The sequence below is a fragment of the Pseudomonas sp. GV105 genome, from assembly GCF_003058185.1.
GTDB classification, from domain to species: Bacteria; Pseudomonadota; Gammaproteobacteria; order Pseudomonadales; family Pseudomonadaceae; genus Aquipseudomonas; species Aquipseudomonas veronii.
The window spans coordinates 39,115-57,468 of record NZ_QBUF01000014.1; the positions used below are offsets into that span (position 1 = coordinate 39,115).

The 18,354-nt window shown below is 62.0% G+C and carries 15 protein-coding genes; all 15 read left to right on the top strand.

Features of this window, described 5'->3' with window-relative positions; translation table 11 throughout:
* Positions 1-38: 38 nt before the first annotated feature.
* The 15 genes from C8K66_RS24330 (at position 39) to C8K66_RS24400 (ending at position 18,351) form a co-directional block, all read left to right on the top strand.
* Positions 39-275, top strand: coding sequence for a DUF2789 domain-containing protein (locus C8K66_RS24330; RefSeq protein ID WP_108526155.1), 237 nt, complete (start codon positions 39-41; stop codon positions 273-275).
* Positions 276-522: 247 nt separating this feature from the next.
* Positions 523-1,176, top strand: coding sequence for a hypothetical protein (locus C8K66_RS24335; protein ID WP_132849955.1), 654 nt, complete (start codon positions 523-525; stop codon positions 1,174-1,176).
* Positions 1,173-1,589, top strand: a complete 417-nt coding sequence (locus C8K66_RS24340; RefSeq protein WP_108526160.1) for a hypothetical protein — start codon at positions 1,173-1,175, stop codon at positions 1,587-1,589. Before C8K66_RS24335 ends, C8K66_RS24340 begins: the two co-directional genes overlap by 4 nt.
* Positions 1,590-2,162: 573 nt before the next feature.
* Complete coding sequence (locus C8K66_RS24345) at positions 2,163-2,594, top strand: MarR family winged helix-turn-helix transcriptional regulator (RefSeq protein WP_017845527.1); 432 nt, start codon at positions 2,163-2,165, stop codon at positions 2,592-2,594.
* Positions 2,591-4,669 carry an FUSC family protein gene (locus tag C8K66_RS24350; protein ID WP_108526162.1) on the top strand — a complete coding sequence of 693 codons (2,079 nt, stop codon included), beginning with the start codon at positions 2,591-2,593 and terminating at the stop codon, positions 4,667-4,669. Before C8K66_RS24345 ends, C8K66_RS24350 begins: the two co-directional genes overlap by 4 nt.
* On the top strand, positions 4,666-4,875 hold the full coding sequence (locus tag C8K66_RS24355; protein WP_046385111.1) for a DUF1656 domain-containing protein: 210 nt from the start codon (positions 4,666-4,668) through the stop codon (positions 4,873-4,875). The genes C8K66_RS24350 and C8K66_RS24355 overlap by 4 nt, the downstream gene beginning before the upstream one ends.
* On the top strand, positions 4,872-5,762 hold the full coding sequence (locus C8K66_RS24360; RefSeq protein WP_017845524.1) for an efflux RND transporter periplasmic adaptor subunit: 891 nt from the start codon (positions 4,872-4,874) through the stop codon (positions 5,760-5,762). The genes C8K66_RS24355 and C8K66_RS24360 overlap by 4 nt, the downstream gene beginning before the upstream one ends.
* Positions 5,759-7,201: an efflux transporter outer membrane subunit gene (locus tag C8K66_RS24365; protein ID WP_108526164.1), complete on the top strand. Its 1,443-nt coding sequence runs from the start codon at positions 5,759-5,761 to the stop codon at positions 7,199-7,201. The genes C8K66_RS24360 and C8K66_RS24365 overlap by 4 nt, the downstream gene beginning before the upstream one ends.
* A 96-nt stretch (positions 7,202-7,297) precedes the next feature.
* Positions 7,298-7,930, top strand: a complete 633-nt coding sequence (locus tag C8K66_RS24370; RefSeq protein WP_026139839.1) for a hypothetical protein — start codon at positions 7,298-7,300, stop codon at positions 7,928-7,930.
* Between the two features lie 149 nt (positions 7,931-8,079).
* Positions 8,080-9,576 (top strand): YdgA family protein, encoded by a 1,497-nt coding sequence (locus tag C8K66_RS24375; RefSeq protein WP_079442589.1) that lies wholly within the window; start codon positions 8,080-8,082, stop codon positions 9,574-9,576.
* Between the two features lie 302 nt (positions 9,577-9,878).
* A complete protein-coding gene (gene pgaA / locus C8K66_RS24380; RefSeq protein WP_057006045.1) occupies positions 9,879-12,359 on the top strand; it encodes a poly-beta-1,6 N-acetyl-D-glucosamine export porin PgaA in 2,481 nt (826 codons plus the stop codon).
* Positions 12,360-12,371: 12 nt separating this feature from the next.
* Positions 12,372-14,369, top strand: a complete 1,998-nt coding sequence (gene pgaB / locus C8K66_RS24385; RefSeq protein ID WP_046385107.1) for a poly-beta-1,6-N-acetyl-D-glucosamine N-deacetylase PgaB — start codon at positions 12,372-12,374, stop codon at positions 14,367-14,369.
* 2 nt (positions 14,370-14,371) lie between these two features.
* Positions 14,372-15,718, top strand: a complete 1,347-nt coding sequence (gene pgaC, locus C8K66_RS24390) for a poly-beta-1,6-N-acetyl-D-glucosamine synthase (protein ID WP_108526166.1) — start codon at positions 14,372-14,374, stop codon at positions 15,716-15,718.
* Positions 15,715-16,197 (top strand): poly-beta-1,6-N-acetyl-D-glucosamine biosynthesis protein PgaD, encoded by a 483-nt coding sequence (gene pgaD / locus C8K66_RS24395; RefSeq protein WP_046385105.1) that lies wholly within the window; start codon positions 15,715-15,717, stop codon positions 16,195-16,197. Before pgaC ends, pgaD begins: the two co-directional genes overlap by 4 nt.
* Before the next feature lie 432 nt (positions 16,198-16,629).
* Positions 16,630-18,351 (top strand): ShlB/FhaC/HecB family hemolysin secretion/activation protein, encoded by a 1,722-nt coding sequence (locus tag C8K66_RS24400; protein ID WP_102618703.1) that lies wholly within the window; start codon positions 16,630-16,632, stop codon positions 18,349-18,351.
* Positions 18,352-18,354: the final 3 nt, after the last annotated feature.

Consider the following 18,354-nt stretch of genomic DNA (forward strand, 5'->3'; position numbering starts at 1 on the left):
GGCTAGACTCGGATAAACCCACCTATCCGGAGCTCATCATGCAATCGCCTGAACACAGCTTGCCCTCCCTGTTCAAACAACTCGGCCTGGCCGACGACCCCGTCGGCATCGAGCAGTTCGTCACCGCGCACTCACCGCTCAAGGCGGACCTGAAACTGGCCGATGCGTTTTTCTGGACGGATAGCCAGAAAGCGTTTTTGCGTGAGGAAATTCTGGAGGATGCGGATTGGGCTGAAGTGGTGGATGAGTTGAACCTGATGTTGCGGCGTAATTGAGAGGTGTAAAAAAATCTTTGATGAAATGCCGTAATGTAAAAAAAATTAGTGTGCGGTAAAAAACTGGGCTGTAAGCGGCCCAGTTAATTTTTTCTGGAAAGCTTCGCACCATGGCAATCGACCTGCGCGCTGGGGTGGGTGATACACGAGGTTGGGAAATTTCCTATCGACTAATAGGAAGTGGATGATGGTGGGCAGAGTGAGGAACCCTTATCAACAGGGGCTGACTCCTTATTCTGAACACAACATGAAACGACTGATCCCCCGCGCTGAAATTGAACAATATGACCTCACAAAAATCGAGAGTCCCTATTTTGCCGGCAGCAAAGTAAGGGAGTTTTTCCGTGCGCCTTATGCGTTGCAGGGACTGAGTGAACTTCTTGGTGAATGCAATATTTCCCCTGTTTTTTGTTCTGGGGAAAAAGATCAAAGGCGAGTGTTGGATAAACTCGCGGCAGGTGATTGGTTATTCGTGACGGATCATCCCTTCGTTCCTTTAAGTAGAGCGTGTCGCGTTAAATACGGGCATCTGATGGGCCGTCGGCTTTATATCGGACCGGGTAAGTGGGAAAAGGTCAGCATCGATTACGATGGCATTAAAAACGCCGCACTATTGGTGGCTAATCGATTAGTTTCCATGGGTGATGAGGGGCGAATGTTCTTATCGGATGGCAAGGATCTCGCGAACACCACTAGGGTTATGACTCAACGGTGGGTGCGGCTTGACAGTCGCGATGATCAGCTCACTCACAGATCGGTTGAGCGGCGGTATGGTGATCTACGGCATATCAAACAACGCTATCTGGAAGGGGATGACAATTGGCTACAGGGTGGAAAATCCTGGCACTGGCAACCTGTAACACCTGATGTGGCCTATGAATACAAGGATGTTAAAAAATGACACGCAAACAGATCTTATGGTTTTGGGGAGCCATGGATGCCCTTTATCTGATTCGCTATGCAGTGGCCAGCGCAATAGAGGGAAGGATTCCATATTTAAGTGATCTTGAAAGTGCTTTATGGGTGCTGCGTGATCATAGCGTTGTGCAGTTATTCATGTTCGGCTTTGCCATGCTGCTGCAAGTTTCCATTGTGATCTCGTGCTTGCTGTTCTTTCTTGGACGTGAACAGGTGAGGTGGATTACTTACCTTCAAACACCCTTGCGATTGGCTTTTATTGTGCCTTCTGTTTCGCTGTTGCTAGTGGGTGCTCAGCTTGTTCCCAACTACAACGTGGTGTTAATGGCTGCGTTAGTTGTTGTATCCGAGGCAGTGAAAGTCTGGAGCGTCTGGCGGTGGAGCAAAAGGTGCTGATATTTTCCGGCAGAGCCACTTAGGAGACTGAGCGGTCAATAAGCCGGTTGCACAGCAATCCTGAAGCCGACACCGATCCAAATGTGGGAGGGGGCTTGCCCCCGATAGCGGCAGATCAGTCAATCGTGTATTGCCTTCACTCCGCTATCGGGGGCAAGCCCCCTCCCACATGGGTCATGCGGCGTTGTGGCTATCGTTGAAGATCCAACCCTCACACTGAAAGTCGCTTTACTTACCCACGCGCCGCCCGAATGGCAGGCCGCACAGCAATCCTGAAGCCGACACCGATCCAAATGTGGGAGGGGGCTTGCCCCCGATAGCGGCAGATCAGTCAACCGTGTATTGCCTTCACTCCGCTATCGGGGGCAAGCCCCCTCCCACATGGGTCATGCGGCGTTGCGGCTATCGTTGAAGATCCAACCTTCGTGCTGAAAGCCGCTTTACTTACCGACACCACCCATCCGCTAAATTTGTTTCAAAACTTGACGCATCTAGCGCCATCCACCATATTGATAGTTAGCAAACTAACTGTATGCGAACGATCCAGTGCCCAAAACCCTCGAACAACTCCAGATGAACCTCAGCAGCAGCATGGTGGTGGGCGCCCGTAATTGGCGCAAAATCTGCCAGAACACGCTGGTGAGCTACGGTATTTCCGAAGCCTGCGCCGTGCCGTTGCTGATGATCGGCCGCCTGGGCGACGGGGTGCATCAAGTCAAAGTGGCCCAGGCTTCGGGGATGGAAAGCCCGTCGCTGGTGCGCCTGCTCGACCAACTGTGCAGCGGCGGCTATGTGTGCCGCAGCGAAGACACCCACGACCGCCGCGCCAAGGCCTTGAGCCTCACCGCGCGGGGCCGTGAGCTGGTACAGGCGGTGGAGGCGCAACTGGTGCGCCTGCGCCGCGACGTGCTGGCCGATATCGCGCCTGCGGACATGGAGGTTGCGCTGCGCGTGTTGCGCGCCTTCGAAGTCGCGCATCAATACCCTGTGGTTGCAGCATCTTGAGAGGATTTTTTACCGGCATGCCGCCGGCCAGGGACTGGTTCTACGGGGTACGCACGTTCGCGGCGTCGATGATCGCGTTGTACATCGCCATGCTCATGCAAATGCCGCGTCCGTACTGGGCGATGGCCACGGTGTACATCGTCTCCAGCCCGTTTGTCGGGCCGACCAGTTCCAAGGCGCTGTACCGTGCGATCGGCACCTTCATGGGCGCGGCGGCGGCGGTGGTGTTCGTGCCGATGTTTGTGCAATCGCCCTACCTGCTGGTGGTGGTGATTGCATTGTGGACGGGCACCCTGCTGTTTCTCTCCATGCACCTGCGCACCGCGAACAACTACGCCTTGATGCTGGCCGGCTACACCTTGCCGCTGATCGCCTTGCCGGTGGTGGATAACCCGCTGACGGTGTGGGACGTGGCTGAAGCGCGCACCGAGGAAATCTTTCTTGGCATCGCGGTGGCGGCGGTGGTCGGCGCAATGTTCTGGCCGCGGCGCCTGATGCCGGTGTTCGATGGCTCGGTGGCCAAGTGGTTCAGCGACGCCCAGGTCTACAGCCAGCGCTTTATGAGCCGCAACGTGGCGCGCGACGAAGTCAGCGCCTTGCGCGGCGGCATGGTCGCCACTTTCAACACGTTGGAATTGATGATCGGCCAGTTGCCCCACGAAGGCGCCCGGCCGCAGACGGTGCGCAACACCAAGGAACTGCGCGGGCGGATGATCCACCTGCTGCCGGTGGTGGATGCGCTCGACGATGCGCTATACGCCATCGAACACCGTGCGCCGGAGTTTCTCGAAACGCTCACGCCGCTGTTGGAGGCCACGGATCAGTGGCTGCAAAGCACCACCGAGTCGGCCCCGTTGGAGCGCTGGCGCACCCTGCGTGACCAACTCGACGCGCTGCAACCGGCAGGCGAAGCGCTGGACGACCGCCACACGCTGCTGTTCTCCAACGCCCTGTATCGCCTGGGTGAGTGGATCGACCTGTGGCAAGACTGCCGCAGCCTGCAGGCCGCGATCCAATGCGAGAGCCAGGACACCTGGCGCGCCGTTTACCGCCACTGGCGCCTGGGCCGCCTGACGCCTTTTCTCGACCGTGGCCTGATGTTCTACTCGGCGTTTTCCACCGTCACTGCGATCATCGTCGCCTCGGTGCTGTGGATTCTGCTGGGCTGGACTGACGGCGGCAGCGCCGTGATCCTGGCAGCCGTCGCCTGCAGCTTCTTTGCGTCGATGGACGACCCGGCGCCGCAGATCTACCGGTTCTTTTTCTGGACCGCCATGTCGGTGCTGTTCGCCAGCCTGTATCTGTTCCTGGTGCTGCCCAACCTGCACGATTTCCCCATGCTGGTGCTGGCGTTCGCGGTGCCGTTTATCTGCATCGGCACACTCACGGTCCAACCGCGTTTCTACCTGGGCATGCTGCTGACGTTGGTGAACACCTCGTCGTTCATCAGCATCCAGGGCGCCTATGACGCCGACTTCCTCAACTTCGCCAACGTCAACCTTGCCGGGCCCGTGGGCCTGCTGTTTGCCTTTGTGTGGACGCTGATCGCGCGGCCCTTCGGTGCCGAGTTGGCCGCCAAGCGCCTGACCCGGTTCACCTGGCACGACATCGTCGGCCTGACCGAACCGGCGAACCTGGCCGAACAACGGCACCTGGCCGCGCAAATGCTCGACCGCTTGATGCAGCACCTGCCGCGCCTGGCCATCATCGGCCATGACACCGGCGTCGCCCTGCGCGATTTGCGCGTGGCGCTGAACCTGCTCGACCTGCTGGCCTACTCGCCACGGATCTACGGCGTACCGCGGGTGTTGCTCGGCCAAGTGGTGGAAGGCGTCGGCGCTTACTACAAGGCCTGCCTCAAGGCGGGCCGACGCTTGCCTTCGCCCAGCGGCCTGCTGATGACCCTCGACCGCACGCGCCGCGCCCTCAACGGCCAAGGCCTGCAAGACGAAGACGACACCCGCCTGCATCTGTTGCATGCCCTGGCGGGTCTGCGCCTGGCGCTGTTGCCCGGCGTGGAATTGATTGGCGGCACCGAGACCGAGGCGCCGCTGCCTGATGGAGCGCCTTTATGATCGGTGATCTGGATATCAGCGGGGTGTTCCTGCCCACGCTGCTGGTGCTGATGGGCATTGCTTACGTGTTGTTTCTGCTGGTGCACGGGTTGTTGACCCGTCTGCACTTTTATCGCCTGGTCTGGCACCGGGCATTGTTCAACGTGGGGCTCTACGCGCTGTTGCTGGGCGCGGTGGACTCACTCAGTCGATACCTGATGACATGAAAAAACCTTTTTTGACCATCGGCCGTGTCGTCCTGACGTTGTTGATCGTGAGCTTCGCGGTCGTCGTCGTATGGCGCATGGTCATGTACTACATGTTTGCGCCCTGGACCCGTGACGGCCACATCCGTGCCGATATCGTGCAGATCGCCCCGGACGTGTCCGGGCTGATCCAGCGCGTCGACGTGCGCGACAACCAACTGGTGAGCAAAGGCCAGGTGCTGTTCGCCGTCGACCAGGACCGCTTCAAGCTGGCCCTGCGCCAGGCCCAGGCCGCCGTGGCCGACCGCCAGGAAACCCTGGCCCAGGCCCAGCGCGAGTACAAGCGTAACCGTGGCCTGGGCAACCTGGTGCCGAGCGAGCAACTGGAAGAAAGCCAGTCCCGCGTCGCCCGTGCCCAGTCGGCCCTGGCCGAAGCGCAAGTGACGGTGGACTCGGCGCAACTCAACCTCGACCGTTCGGTGATCCGCAGCCCGGTGGACGGCTACGTCAACGACCGTGCGCCGCGCACGCAGGAGTTCGTCACCGCCGGGCGCCCGGTGCTGTCGGTGGTGGACAGCAACTCCTTCCATATCGACGGCTACTTCGAAGAGACCAAGCTCGACGGCATCCACGTCGGCATGGGCGTCGATATCCGTGTGATTGGCGACGGCGCCCGCCTGCACGGCCATGTGCAGAGCATCGTCGCCGGTATCGAGGACCGTGACCGCAGCAGCGGCGCCAACCTGCTGCCCAACGTCAACCCGGCGTTCAGTTGGGTGCGCCTGGCCCAGCGGATTCCGGTGCGTATCGCGTTTGACGAGGTGCCGGCGGACTTTCGCATGATCGCCGGGCGCACCGCGACGGTGTCGATCATCGGCGACAAGCCCAAGGACGGAGCCCAGCCATGAAGCAGATTTTGGCAACCGCGGCGCTGGGTGTGCTGTTGTCAGCCTGCCAGGTGGTCGGCCCGGATTACCGACTGCCGGACAAGGCCGCCATGAACCGTGGCGACCTGCAAGGGCAACTGGCGGGCGAGGGCGCCAACGTGGTCTCGGCGCCGGTGCCGGCGGACTGGTGGAAGCTGTACAACGACCCGCGCCTGGATGAACTGGTGCGCCAGGCCATGGCTTCCAACGCCGACCTGCGCGTCGCCGCCGCCAACTTGCAGCGGGCGCGCTATCAGGTGCAGGAGGCTGAATCCGTCGGCGGCTGGAGCGCCGGCGCCAAGGCCGAAGCCCAGCGCCTGCAAGAGTCCGGCGAAGCGTTTTTACTCTCGGAAAAAGTCCCGGTGGGCAACATCGGCAGCGTGGGGATCACCACCTCGTATCAATTCGATCTGTTCGGCACCTTGCAGCGCGGCATCGAAAGCGCCCAGGCCAGCGCCGACGCAACCCAGGCCGCGGCCGATATTGCGCGGATCACCCTGGTCGCCGATGTGGTGCGTTCGTACACGCAAGTCTGTGCGGCCAACGAAGAGCTGGCGATCGCCAACGAATCCCTCGACCTGCAAGCCCAGAGCACGACGTTGACCCAGCGCCTGCGCGACGCCGGGCGCGGCGATGAAACCCAGGTCACCCGCTCGCAGACCCAGTACAAATCCTTGCGCGCCGACATGCCGCGCTACGAAGCTGCGCGCCAGGCCGGGCTGTTTCGCCTGTCGATGCTGCTGGCCAAGCCTGTGGCGCAACTGCCGGCGGGCACCGGTACGTGCGCCGAACTCCCGCACATCGCCCAACTGCTGCCGGTGGGCGATGGCGCAACGCTGCTCAAGCGTCGCCCCGATGTGCGCCAGGCGGAACGCCAACTGGCCGCGGCCACTGCGCGCATCGGCGTGGCCACGGGCGCGCTGTACCCGGACATCAGCATCGGCGCCTCGGTCAGCACGGTCGGGTTGCTCGAAAATCTCGGCACGCCGGCCACCAACCGCTGGGGCTTTGGCCCGATGATCAGTTGGACCGTGCCGACCAACGGCGCCCGCGCGCGCATCCACGAAGCCGAAGCGGCAACCCAGGGCGCCCTCGCGCACTTCGACGGGGTGGTGCTCAACGCCATCCGCGAAACCCAGACCGGCCTGGCGCAGTACACCGCGCAGTTACAGCGCCGCGATGCCCTGGCCGAAGCCGACGCATCGGCCAAGGAAGCCGCAGACCAGACCCACCGCTTCTTCCAGGCCGGCCGCGCATCGTTCCTCGCCGACCTGCAAGCCACGCGCACCTACACCGATGTGCGCGCGCAACTGGCGGCGGCCAACACCCAGGTTGCCATGAGCCAGATCGATCTGTTCCTGGCCCTGGGCGGCGGCTGGGAAAGCGGACGAACGCAAGCCTCACAGCCCGGCAAACCCTGAGCAGCTAGCTATGCTTTGACAAGCGGGCCGCCATGCTTTTTGACCGGCAGAGGGCCCGCCTGACACAGCTCGCGTTTGCTCATGGGGATTCCAATAATGAAAAACCCTTATGCTCCCGCTTTCTGGTGCGTGTGCTTCGCACTGGTGTTGTTATCGGCGGCCTACTTCTACGGCGTCATGCTCGCTCACCGAATCGACACGGCCATGGTGTTTCTCGACAGCGCCTGCCTGGTGATCGGCACCTTGTCCATCGGCGTCGTCGCCTGGGCGTCCTACCAAAACCAAAAGGTGAAGAAAAAACTCCTCGAACAAGGCAAGACCCGCGTCGCGATCTGGGACACCAAGGTCGCCCTGCGCCGGGTCGAAACCGTGTTCGACCGCTATTTCTGGGGCAGCTATTGGCAGCCCGGGCGCACCTTCCAGGAAGTCATGGGCGACCTGACCGGCACGCCCCTGGAAAAAAGCCTCGAGACCCTGAAAAAACAATGCGTGCTGCTGGATCGGCAGGTCGCCGACGGTAGGCATTGGCTGAATAATGCGCGGGAATTGTCCGATGTGGCCACGCAGATGGCCCGCGAGCGCTACCAACTGGACTTCTGCGACCCCAAGGTCGATACCCCCGGTAATGCCGTGATACACCGTGAATTCGAGGTGTTGGTGTACACCTGGACCGCCCGGTTGAAGAGTTTCGACCACCAGTTGGACGAGATCGAAACGGAATATTCCTGAACTTGCGTGGAACTGATCCCTCTGAAAGTCTGGGCCGTTCGCGGCCGCCAGTGCTAATCTTCCCCCCGTTTTTCGGCGGGCTTGAGCCAACCTCACTCGGGGTTCAAGGAAGACAGCCCACTTCTCACAGGATTTGATCAGGTCACCTCATGAATAAGCCAGCAGTCGTTCTTTTGGGTTTTGTTGTCGCCGTTGGCGTCGTCAGTGCAGGCGGCGCCTGGTACACCGGTAAGCAACTGGAACCGGTGCTGCAAACCGCGATCCAGAACGCCAACAAGGAACTGAAGACCTCCATGGCCGGCGTCGACGGCACGATGGCCCTTGAGCTGGTGTCCCTGGAGCGTGGCGTGTTCAGCAGCACCGCCCATTACCGCCTGAAAGCACAAGGTGCGGTCTTCGGCGAAGACAACCCGAACCCTGAATTGCTGTTCGTCGACCATATCGAACACGGCCCGCTGCCGTTGTCGCGCCTGGTCACGCTGAAGTGGCTGCCGGTCATGGCCACCAGTCACTATGAGTTGGAAAAGAACGCCACCACCGAGAAGTGGTTTGCCGCCGCCAAAGACGTGTCGCCGCTCAAGGGCGTGGCCAACATCGGCTACAGCCTCTCGGTCAACGGCAACGTCGAATTGCTGCCCCTGGCGTTCAAGGACGACAAGTCGTCGGTGAGCTTCTCCGGTGCCAACCTGAACTTCGACAGCAGCGCCGAAGGCAAGAAGGTCAAGGCCGACGGTTACATGAACAGCCTCAAGGTCGCCGTCGTCGACGCCAATGGCTCGCCGTTCGAAGCCGAACTGGCCGGGCTGACAGTGGCCAGCAACCTGGAAAAATCCACGTTCGGTTTCTACACCGGGCAGAACACCGTGGAACTGACCGACACCAAGCTCACCATGGGCCCGCAGAAGGCCGTGCTGACCCTCAAGGGCTTCGAGCAGAAAGACACCAGCGACACCAAGGACAACAACCTGGCCGGGCGCGTCGATTACAAGATCGACGAGATCGGTTACCAGGGCAAACCCGTGGGTTCGGCCGCCATGGCCCTGAGCATGAAGAACGTCGACGTGCCGTCGATGCTGGTGCTGACCAAGCTCTATCAGGACAAGATGGCACCCGTGCAGGCCGCCGCTGCCGCCGGTGAACCGGTACCCGAGCTGCAACTGAGCGACGCCGAGCAGGCCCTGGCCGATACCAACGTCAACCAACTGCTGGCCGCCAAGCCGCAAGTGGCGGTGGAAAACCTGTCGCTGAAAACCACCCGTGGCGAAAGCAAATTCAGCCTGGTCGTGGACCTGGCCAAGCCAAGCAGCATGGAACTGCCACCGCTGGAGCTGGGCAAGCAGATCATCGCATTGCTCGATGCCAACCTGAGCCTGTCCAAGCCGATGATCGCCGACGTTGCCGCCCTGCAAGCGCAGCTCGGTGGTGTGACCGACCCTGAAGCCATCGAGCAGCAATCCCAGATGGCCAGCGAGATGATCAGCGGCATGGCCGTCGGTACGCAACTGGCGACCCTGGTCGGCAGCGACGTGGTGTCCAAGCTGCACTACGCCAACAACGAAGTGACGTTCAACGGCCAGAAGATGACGGTTGAGCAATTCCTCTCCTTCGTCATGTCCAAAGTCGGTGCGATGGGCGGCGCGCAGTAAAAATATTCTGCTGCGGTCAGAAATAAAAAAAGCGGGGGCGGGTTTGCGGGTGAAACGGGTCAAATAGTCGCCATGGCGATTGGCTGAAGCCCCGTTATCTTCGGTAAGTCCGCCGCCACATTGATTTTTTTCAGGATGTCGGGCAATTCTGAACAATTGTTCTGAATTGGACTTTTTCCTATTTTCTTGAGGGATAGTTCCCACAGGAAAGCTAGGCCGGGTCCCGAGACGCCGGCACCCTGCAGCAAATTGCTCAGGACCACCTATCGTTACAGCTTTCCGTGTGTAAGGAAGCTCGCGATATGTTGCCAAACCCTCCACTCAGTGCATCAGGCCGGTTGCGACTGCTCATCGGGGTCGCCTTGTGCAGTCAGTTGCTGATGCCCACCTTCGCCGTGGCCGACCCGGCCTATGACGCCCTGATCATTCAGGCGCGCAACGGCAACTTCACCCCCGCGCTGACCCAACTGCGCCAGTTGCCTGCCGAACGGCAGACAGCGGGCCAGGTCAGCGACCATCTGGTGATCGCCGGGTGGGCCGGCCAGGACGCCGAAGTACTGAAGGTGTACGAGGCCCAGGGCCAGAATCGCAACCTCACGCCCCAGGCGCTCGCCACGGTGGCGCGCACCTATCGCAACCAACAGCAGTGGGCCAAGGCCGAGGCGGTGTATCGCCAGGCGTTGCTGCGTGAACCGAACAATACCGACCTGCAACTCGGCCTGGCGTTGACCCAGGCCGACGGCGGCCAAGCCAGCGAGGCCGTGCAGCGCACCCGCGCAATGGTCGCGGCCAAGCCCGACGACCCCAACCGGCGCATGGCCCTGGGCTACGCGCTGACCCGCGCCGGCTTGAATTACGACGCCCTGTTCGAGTTCGACCAAGCGTTTATCCGCGCCGGCGACAAGCCTGAGGTCGCCCGTGAATACATCGTCGCCCTGCAAAAGGCCCGCCTGCCGGAGCCGGCCTTGCGTCTGGCGACCCAGCGCCCGGGCCTGCTCGACCCCGTCACCCAGCGCCGCCTCGAAGGCGACCTGGCCGCCGAACGGGTACGCATGGCCGAGTTCGCCACGCGCACCGAGAAAGAACGCTACGTGATCGCCGACCGCGCCCTGCAGGACTACGACAAATTGCTCACCCGCTGGACCCCCGATGCCAGCGCCCATGACGACGTGGTGCGCTGGCGCATCGACCGCCTGGGCGCACTCAAGGCCCGGGCGCGCACCGCCGAGGTGATTCGCGAGTACGAAACCCTCACGGCCGAAGGCGTGCAATTGCCGACCTACGCAGTGCGCTGGGTGGCGGCGTCCTACCTCGACCAGCGCCAGCCGGAAAAGGCCGAGCCGCTGTATCGCCAGGCACTGAGCGCCACCGACGCCGAGCCCGATGACCGGGTCGAAGACAGCACGGCCTTGTTCTACGCCCTGCAGGAAAGCGACAAAGGTGTCGAAGCCCGCAAGGTTGCCACTACCCTCGCCGACAACCAGAAACCGCGGGTCGAACTCAAAGGCCTGCCCATCGGCAACCCCAACGATGCATGGATGGATGCCCAGCAACTGTCGGCGCAGTCCGGCGTGTACGGGGGCGATCTGCCGGGCAGCGAAGCCGGCCTGGAAGCCCTGGTGGCACGGGCTCCGGGCAACGTCGGCCTGCGCCTGGCCCAGGCGGACATGTACCGCGCCCGCGACCTGCCACGGCGCGCCGAAGCGACCCTCAAGGAAACCGAAGCCCAGGTGCCGCGCGACATCAGCCTGGAAGTGTCCCAGGCCTACACCGCCATGGATCTGCAGGAGTGGCGCCAACTCGACGTGCTCGCCGACGACGTCATCGCCCGCAACCCCGACAGCCGCCAGGTGCAGCGTCTCCAGCGCCTGCGCAACGTCCACGACATGGCCGAAGTGCGCGTCGAGGCCTACACCGGCAAAAGCTATGGCGGCGGTAATAACGGCGACGTGGGCGCGGTCACCGGCAGCCGTGACTGGGGCATTGAAAGCGTGATCTACACGCCGCCCATCGATGAAGACTGGCGCCTGTTCGCCGGCGCCGGCTACGCCACCGCCGACTTTTCCGAAGGCACCGGCCAGCACCGTTGGCAGCGCGTGGGCGTGGAGCGGCGGACCCGCGACATGACCCTGGAAGCCGAGGTGTCCAACCACTCCTACGGCTTTGGCTCCAAACAAGGCGCGCGCGTGTCGATCGCCCGCGACATCAACGATAACTGGCAATACGGCGGCAGCCTCGATTACCTCTCGGCCACCACACCGTTGCGTGCGCTGAATGCCGACATCACGGCCAACGGCGGCAGCGGCTTCATCCGCTGGCGCGCCAATGAAAGCCGTGAGTGGAAGCTGTCCCTCAGCCCGTCCCACTTCAGCGACGGCAACGACCGCATCGAAACCTTGCTCACTGGCCGCGAGGGCATCTACAGCTCGCCGGGCGTGCAAGTGGACCTGGGCCTGGAAGTCAGCGCCAGCCACAACAGCAAGGCCGACACGGTGTACTTCAACCCGAAGTCGGACTTCAGCGTGTTGCCCACCGTCACCGTCAACCATGTGCTCTATCACCGCTACGAGACCCAGTGGAGTCAGCAGTTCCAAGTCGGAGCGGGTACGTATAGCCAGAGGGATTATTCCACCGGCGGTGTCGGCTTGATCGGTTACGGCCAACGCTTTCGCTGGAACGACGTTCTCGAAGCCGGCGCCAACCTGAGCCTGATCAGTCGACCCTATGACGGTGATCGCGAACGCGATCTGCGCCTGCTCGTCGACCTCACTTACCGTTTCTAGAAGAGCCTGACCATGACTGTCCTCAGCCGTTGCTTGCTGGTCCTGGGTGTATTGCTGGCCAGTGCCTGCGCCCAGCAGCCCGCCCCTTTCACTCCACCCGCCGAGCGGCCGACCCCGGCCAACGAAGTGCCGTGGCCGAAAAACCATTTCCTGGGCATTGCCTATCACGACGTCGAGGATCGCGACCCCGACCAGGCGGTGGTGGCGGTGCGTACCGAACGTTTGATCGAGCAGTTGGCCTGGCTGCGGGAGAACGGTTACCAGGCGGTCAGTGTCGACCAGATCCTCGCGGCCCGCCGTGGCGGTCCAGCGCTGCCGCCGAAAGCCGTGATGCTCAGCTTCGATGATGGCTATTCGAGCTTCTATACCCGCGTGATGCCGATACTGCGGGCCTATCACTGGCCGGCCCTGCTCGCGCCGGTTGGCACCTGGATCGACACGCCGATGAACCAACCGGTGGACTTCGCCGGCTCACCGCGCCCGCGGGGTGAGTTCCTGACCTGGGCGCAGATCCGCGAAGTGTCCCGCTCGGGTCTGGTGGAAATCGCCGCGCACACCGATGCCAGTCACAAAGGGATATTGGCCAACCCCCAGGGCAACCTGGAGCCGGCGGCGACCTCCCTGCGCTTCGATCCGGCCACCGGCCGCTATGAAACCCAGGCGCAGTTCGAGGCGCGGATGCGCGCGGATGTCGTGGCGATCTCCAACAAGATCCGCAGCGTCACCGGCAAGGCACCGCGGGTGTGGGTATGGCCCTACGGCGCAGCCAAGGGCACCTCGCTGGCGATCGTCGGCGAGCAGGGCTATGAGATGGCCCTGACCCTGGAAGACGGCCTCGACAGCTCGTCCAACCTGATGAACAGCCCGCGCTTCCTGGTGGCGTCCGACCCGGACGGCGAACATTTCGCCAACAGCATCGTCGCGGTGCAAACCCAGGCACCGCTGCGGGTGCTGCATGTGGACCTGGACAACGTCTACGACCCGGACCCGGCCCAACAAGCGCGCAACCTCGACCAACTGGTGCAGCGCGTGGTGGACATGGGCGCGGGCACCGTGTTCCTGCAAGCCTTCGCCGACCCCAAGGGTGATGGCCTGGTGCATCAACTGTACTTCCCCAACCGCCACTTGCCGGTGCGTGCCGACCTGTTCAACCGTGTCGCCTGGCAGTTGCACACCCGTGCCCATGCCAGCGTGTATGCCTGGATGCCGGTGCTCAGTTTCGCCCTCGACCCCAAGCTGCCGCGCGTGACCCGCTGGGACCCGGAGACCGGCAAGGTCGGCCTCGACCCGGATCAATACCAGCGCCTGTCGCCGTTCGACCCGCAGGTGCGCAAGATCATTGGCGAGATCTATGAGGACCTGGCCCGCAACAATGCCATCGACGGCGTGCTGTACCACGACGATGCGCTGCTGTCCGACTTCGAAGACGCCAGCCCCGCCGCGCTCAAGGTCTATGCCGCCAACGGCCTGCCCGCCAGCATCGCGGCCCTGCGCGCCGACCCGGCGGTGATGCAGCGTTGGACGCGCTTCAAGAGTCGTTACCTGATCGACTTCACCCAGGAGCTGACCGCCAAGGTCCGCGCCATCGGTGGTCCGCAGGTGCAGACCGCGCGCAATATCTTCGCCGAGCCGATGCTCAACCCGCAGAGCGAAGCGTGGTTCGCGCAGAACCTCGACGACTTCCTCCAGACCTATGACTGGACCGCGCCGATGGCCATGCCGCTGATGGAAGGCGAGACGCTCAAGAATTCCAATGCCTGGCTGGAAAAACTGGTCGCCACGGTCAAGGCGCGCCCCGGCGCACTGGAACGCACCGTATTCGAACTGCAAGCCAAAGACTGGCGCACCAAGGCCGCGCCGGACCTGAACGGTGCGCAATTGGCCGAATGGATGGGCGTACTCAAACGCCAGGGGGTCACGAGTTTTGGCTACTACCCGGACAACTTCCTGGAAAATTCCCCGGACTTGAAAACCGTGCGTCCGGCCCTTTCCAACCAATGGAACCCTTGACCATGTTCGATAGAATCCTGGCTTTATTCGTACTGGCGTTGGTATTGGGCGTGCCCCTGGGCTTGATCTTCCTGATCACCGGGCAATTCCTGATGGACTTCGTGTTCTTCTACCCGCTGTTCATGTCGGCGCTGTGGATCGCCGGCGGCCTGTACTTCTGGCTGCACTGGGAGCGCCACTGGCCGTGGGAAGAAGACACGCCGGCGCCGACCCTGGCCGGCAACCCGCTGATCTCGATCATCATCCCTTGCTACAACGAAGGCGATAACGCCGCCGAGACCATTCATGCGGCGCTGGGCCAGGTGTACCCGAACATTGAAGTGATCGCCGTCAACGACGGCTCCAAGGACAACACGGCAGCGGTGCTCGATGCCTTGGCCTTGGAGCATCCGCGCCTGCGGGTGCTGCACCTGGCGCAGAACCAGGGCAAGGCCGTGGCCTTGCGCATGGGCGCCGTGGCGGCGCGCAGCGAGTACCTGGTGTGCATCGACGGCGATGCGCTGCTCGACAAAAACGCGGCGGCCTACCTGGTGGCGCCGATGCTCGACAACCCGCGCCTGGGCGCCGTCACCGGCAACCCACGCATCCGCACGCGCTCGACCTTGATCGGCCGCGTGCAGGTCGGCGAGTTCTCCTCGATCATCGGCTTGATCAAGCGCACCCAGCGTGTGTTCGGACGGATCTTCACGGTCTCCGGTGTGGTGGTGGCGTTCCGTAAAAAGGCGCTCGACCGCGTCGACTACTGGAGCACCGACATGATCACCGAAGACATCGATATCAGTTGGAAGCTGCAACTCGATCACTGGAGCATCTTCTACGAGCCGCGCGGCCTGTGCTGGATTCTCATGCCCGAAACCGTCGGCGGCCTGTGGAAACAGCGCCTGCGCTGGGCCCAGGGTGGCGCCGAAGTGCTGTTCAAGAACATCCGTGGCATCTGGCAATGGCGGCATCGTTACCTGTGGCCGCTGCTGTTCGAATACTGCCTGTCCACCGGCTGGGCCTTCACCTTCCTGTTGTCGGTGATCTTCTGGGCCGTGGGTAAGTTCATCGTGCTGCCCCCGGCGATCGCGGTGGACTCCCTGGTGCCTCCGGCCTTTACCGGGCTGGTGCTGGCGATGGTGTGCCTGGTGCAGTTTGCCGTGAGCATCCTGATCGACCGGCGCTACGAAAAAGACCTGTGGAAAACCCTGTTCTGGACCGTGTGGTACCCGATGGTGTTCTGGCTGGTCAGCTTGCTCACCACATTGGTCAGTTTTCCCAAGGTGTTGTTCAAGCAGCATCAGAAGCGTGCGCGCTGGGTCAGCCCGGATCGCGGTATCAAACCTGTCAATAAGGACGCGAGATCATGAAACTGGTGAGAACTCGTCAAAACCCGGTGATGTGGGTTATCGATGTGGTGTTGACCCTGCTGGCCTGGGCCGGGCTGATTTGGTTGTTGGTGCGCGGCATTACGTCGATGCTGGACAGCCATGGTGGCCCGCGCCTGGAAGCGCCGATTTTCGCGGCGCTCAACACCCTGCAGATCTACCTGTGGATCGCCCTGTTCAACGCTGTGATCCTGATCAGTTGGGCGCGTTACCAGCAACGCAAGGGACGCAAGTTCGCCCAGCGCCGCGCCGAGGCCAATGCGCTCAGTGATAAGAACCTCAGTGAGAGCTTCAAGCTGGACGAGGGGGCCCTGGAGCAACTGCGCAGGCCGGGTGTGCTGGTCATCCACAACGACGAGCACGGCGGCGTCGAGGACGTGAAGTCGCATGTCTCCCGCGACGTGGAACGCCCGCCGCTGACCCTGGTGCCCGGCCAGGAAAAAGGCAAGGACATCGGCTGAAGGCCAGACCACGCCGCTCTTTGTGGTCGCTGTGGAGCCCCGGCGAGGCTCTACAGCGCCTCCAGCGGTTCTGCAGCATCAGGTTTGCCGCTCGTCGCCAATCGGTTTGCCCTGCAATCTCGATAAATGAGCCCTGGTTCACAAAACTCCTGCGAACTTTTCCGTCTTTCCCGGTACTAACCTAACTCGGCAATAACTTGATGGCCAAGTAGTGGCAATTAATAAGTTATTCGCTGAATCAACATCAAAATAGTTGCCGTTTGTCGGAATAATACTTCCGGTGAGCGCTTGCTTATCTGTTTTGATTATTTTTATGGTTATAAATCAGTGTGTTGCAGAACTATCTAGAACTTGCGTGCAACTAATCCAGTTCCTTGGGTCAGCCGAAGTTCGATGTTAGTTTGCCGCGCCTTGATTTTCGACGGATCGAACATGTCTTTGTTATTGCCACGGACTCGGTATCTTCTGTGTACTTTGCTGCTCGCCTGGTTAAGCCTGAACAGCGCCACGGCCGCCCCCACGCCGGGCGATCAGGACCTGATCCGCGACCGCCAGAACCGCCTGCTCGACGAGCAGCGCCGGCGCCTCGACGAGCTCAAGGACCTGCCCGGCAAAGAAGCCAAGCCCCAGGCCCCGGCCACGCCCGCCGACAGCCGTTGCTTCCCGATCCGGGACATCACGCTCAAAGGCGCCGACAGCCTGCCCGCCACCGACCGCGAGCGCCTGCTCAAACCCTATGTCGGCCAGTGCCTGGGCGTGTCGCAGCTCAATGAACTGCTCAAGGTCATCACCGATTACTACATCGACAAAGGCCGGGTCACCAGCCGCGCCTACTTGCCGCAACAAGACCTTTCCAGCGGCCACCTCCAGGTGCTGGTGGTTGAAGGCAAACTCGAAGGACTCAAAGGCGCCCAAGGCAGCAGCGTGACTGATCGCGAGCTGGCCATGGCCTTTCCCGGCAAGGTCGGCGAGGCGCTCAACCTGCGCGAAGTCGAGCAATTGGTGGACCAGCTCAACCGCCTGCCCTCCAAGCAGGCGCAAATGGAACTGACCCCCGGCACCCAGGTAGGCGGCAGTGACGTCGTGGTCAAGAACACCCCGCAAAAGCCCTGGCGCGCCAGCCTGTCGCGCAACAACGATGGGCAGAAAAGCACCGGCGAACAGCAATGGGGCGCCGGCCTGGAGTGGGACAGCCCGCTCGGCCTGGCCGACCAACTGGTGCTGCGTGGCGGCCACGATGCTGTCAGCGACCACCAGAAAACCTCGAAAAACAGCATGCTCTACTACAACGTGCCGTGGGGCTGGTGGAACTTCAGTTACACCTACAACGAGAGCGACTACCGCACCTTTGGCGTGACCAACGACTACAAATTCAAGCAGAACGGCGACAACCAGAATCACCAGTTGCGCGCCGAGCGGGTGGTCCATCGTGACGATGTGAGCAAGACATCGCTGAACGTCGGCGTGGCGCACCTGCGCACCAACAACTACATCCTCGATACCCGTACCGCCTCGAGCAGCAACCGCCTCAGCGAATTGCAACTGGGCTTCAACCACGGGCGTCGCATCGGCAGCGGGTTCGTCAACGTTGACCTGGGCATGCAGAACGGCATCGGCTTGCTCGATGCCCAGGCCCAGGACGAGCGTGATGACGCTGGCAATCGGCAGCCCAACGCGCGCTATCGCAAATACACCGCCACCGCCAGCTTCCTGCAGCCGTTCACGCTGTGGGGCGAGTCGTTCAGCTTTTCCAGCCTGGCCACCGGCCAACGCAGTGAAGACATCCTGTTCAGTCCACAGCGCATCAGCCTCGGCGGCTCAGCCTCGGTGCGCGGCTTCAAGGACCAGCAACTGAGCGGCGACAGCGGCGGCTACTGGCGCAACGACGTGCGCTGGGCGCGCCCGGTGACGCTCGATTGGCTGCGCCCGGCCTTTGCCGAATACGGCGCCAGCGTCGGCTACGACCAAGGTGTGATCAGCCACGGTCGCTACAACGGCGACGTACACGGTCGGGTCTCGAGCAACTCCCTGGAGCTGTTCGCCCGGGGCAAACATGTCAGCACCAGCGTGACGTTTGCCCATTCTTTGGAACGCCCGGCAGTGATGAGCGAGCGCGAAGCGCCGATCTACTTCCGCATGGATTTCTTCCTGTAATTC

Bases quoted from the DNA above. Each gene is read 5' to 3' on its own strand.
- C8K66_RS24330 (WP_108526155.1), top strand. From the start codon at position 39: ATGCAATCGCCTGAACACAGCTTGCCCTCCCTGTTCAAACAACTCGGC.
- C8K66_RS24335 (WP_132849955.1), top strand. From the start codon at position 523: ATGAAACGACTGATCCCCCGCGCTGAAATTGAACAATATGACCTCACA.
- C8K66_RS24340 (WP_108526160.1), top strand. From the start codon at position 1,173: ATGACACGCAAACAGATCTTATGGTTTTGGGGAGCCATGGATGCCCTT.
- C8K66_RS24345 (WP_017845527.1), top strand. From the start codon at position 2,163: ATGAACCTCAGCAGCAGCATGGTGGTGGGCGCCCGTAATTGGCGCAAA.
- C8K66_RS24355 (WP_046385111.1), top strand. From the start codon at position 4,666: ATGATCGGTGATCTGGATATCAGCGGGGTGTTCCTGCCCACGCTGCTG.
- C8K66_RS24360 (WP_017845524.1), top strand. From the start codon at position 4,872: ATGAAAAAACCTTTTTTGACCATCGGCCGTGTCGTCCTGACGTTGTTG.
- C8K66_RS24365 (WP_108526164.1), top strand. From the start codon at position 5,759: ATGAAGCAGATTTTGGCAACCGCGGCGCTGGGTGTGCTGTTGTCAGCC.
- C8K66_RS24370 (WP_026139839.1), top strand. From the start codon at position 7,298: ATGAAAAACCCTTATGCTCCCGCTTTCTGGTGCGTGTGCTTCGCACTG.
- C8K66_RS24375 (WP_079442589.1), top strand. From the start codon at position 8,080: ATGAATAAGCCAGCAGTCGTTCTTTTGGGTTTTGTTGTCGCCGTTGGC.
- pgaA (WP_057006045.1), top strand. From the start codon at position 9,879: ATGTTGCCAAACCCTCCACTCAGTGCATCAGGCCGGTTGCGACTGCTC.
- pgaB (WP_046385107.1), top strand. From the start codon at position 12,372: ATGACTGTCCTCAGCCGTTGCTTGCTGGTCCTGGGTGTATTGCTGGCC.
- pgaC (WP_108526166.1), top strand. From the start codon at position 14,372: ATGTTCGATAGAATCCTGGCTTTATTCGTACTGGCGTTGGTATTGGGC.
- pgaD (WP_046385105.1), top strand. From the start codon at position 15,715: ATGAAACTGGTGAGAACTCGTCAAAACCCGGTGATGTGGGTTATCGAT.
- C8K66_RS24400 (WP_102618703.1), top strand. From the start codon at position 16,630: ATGTCTTTGTTATTGCCACGGACTCGGTATCTTCTGTGTACTTTGCTG.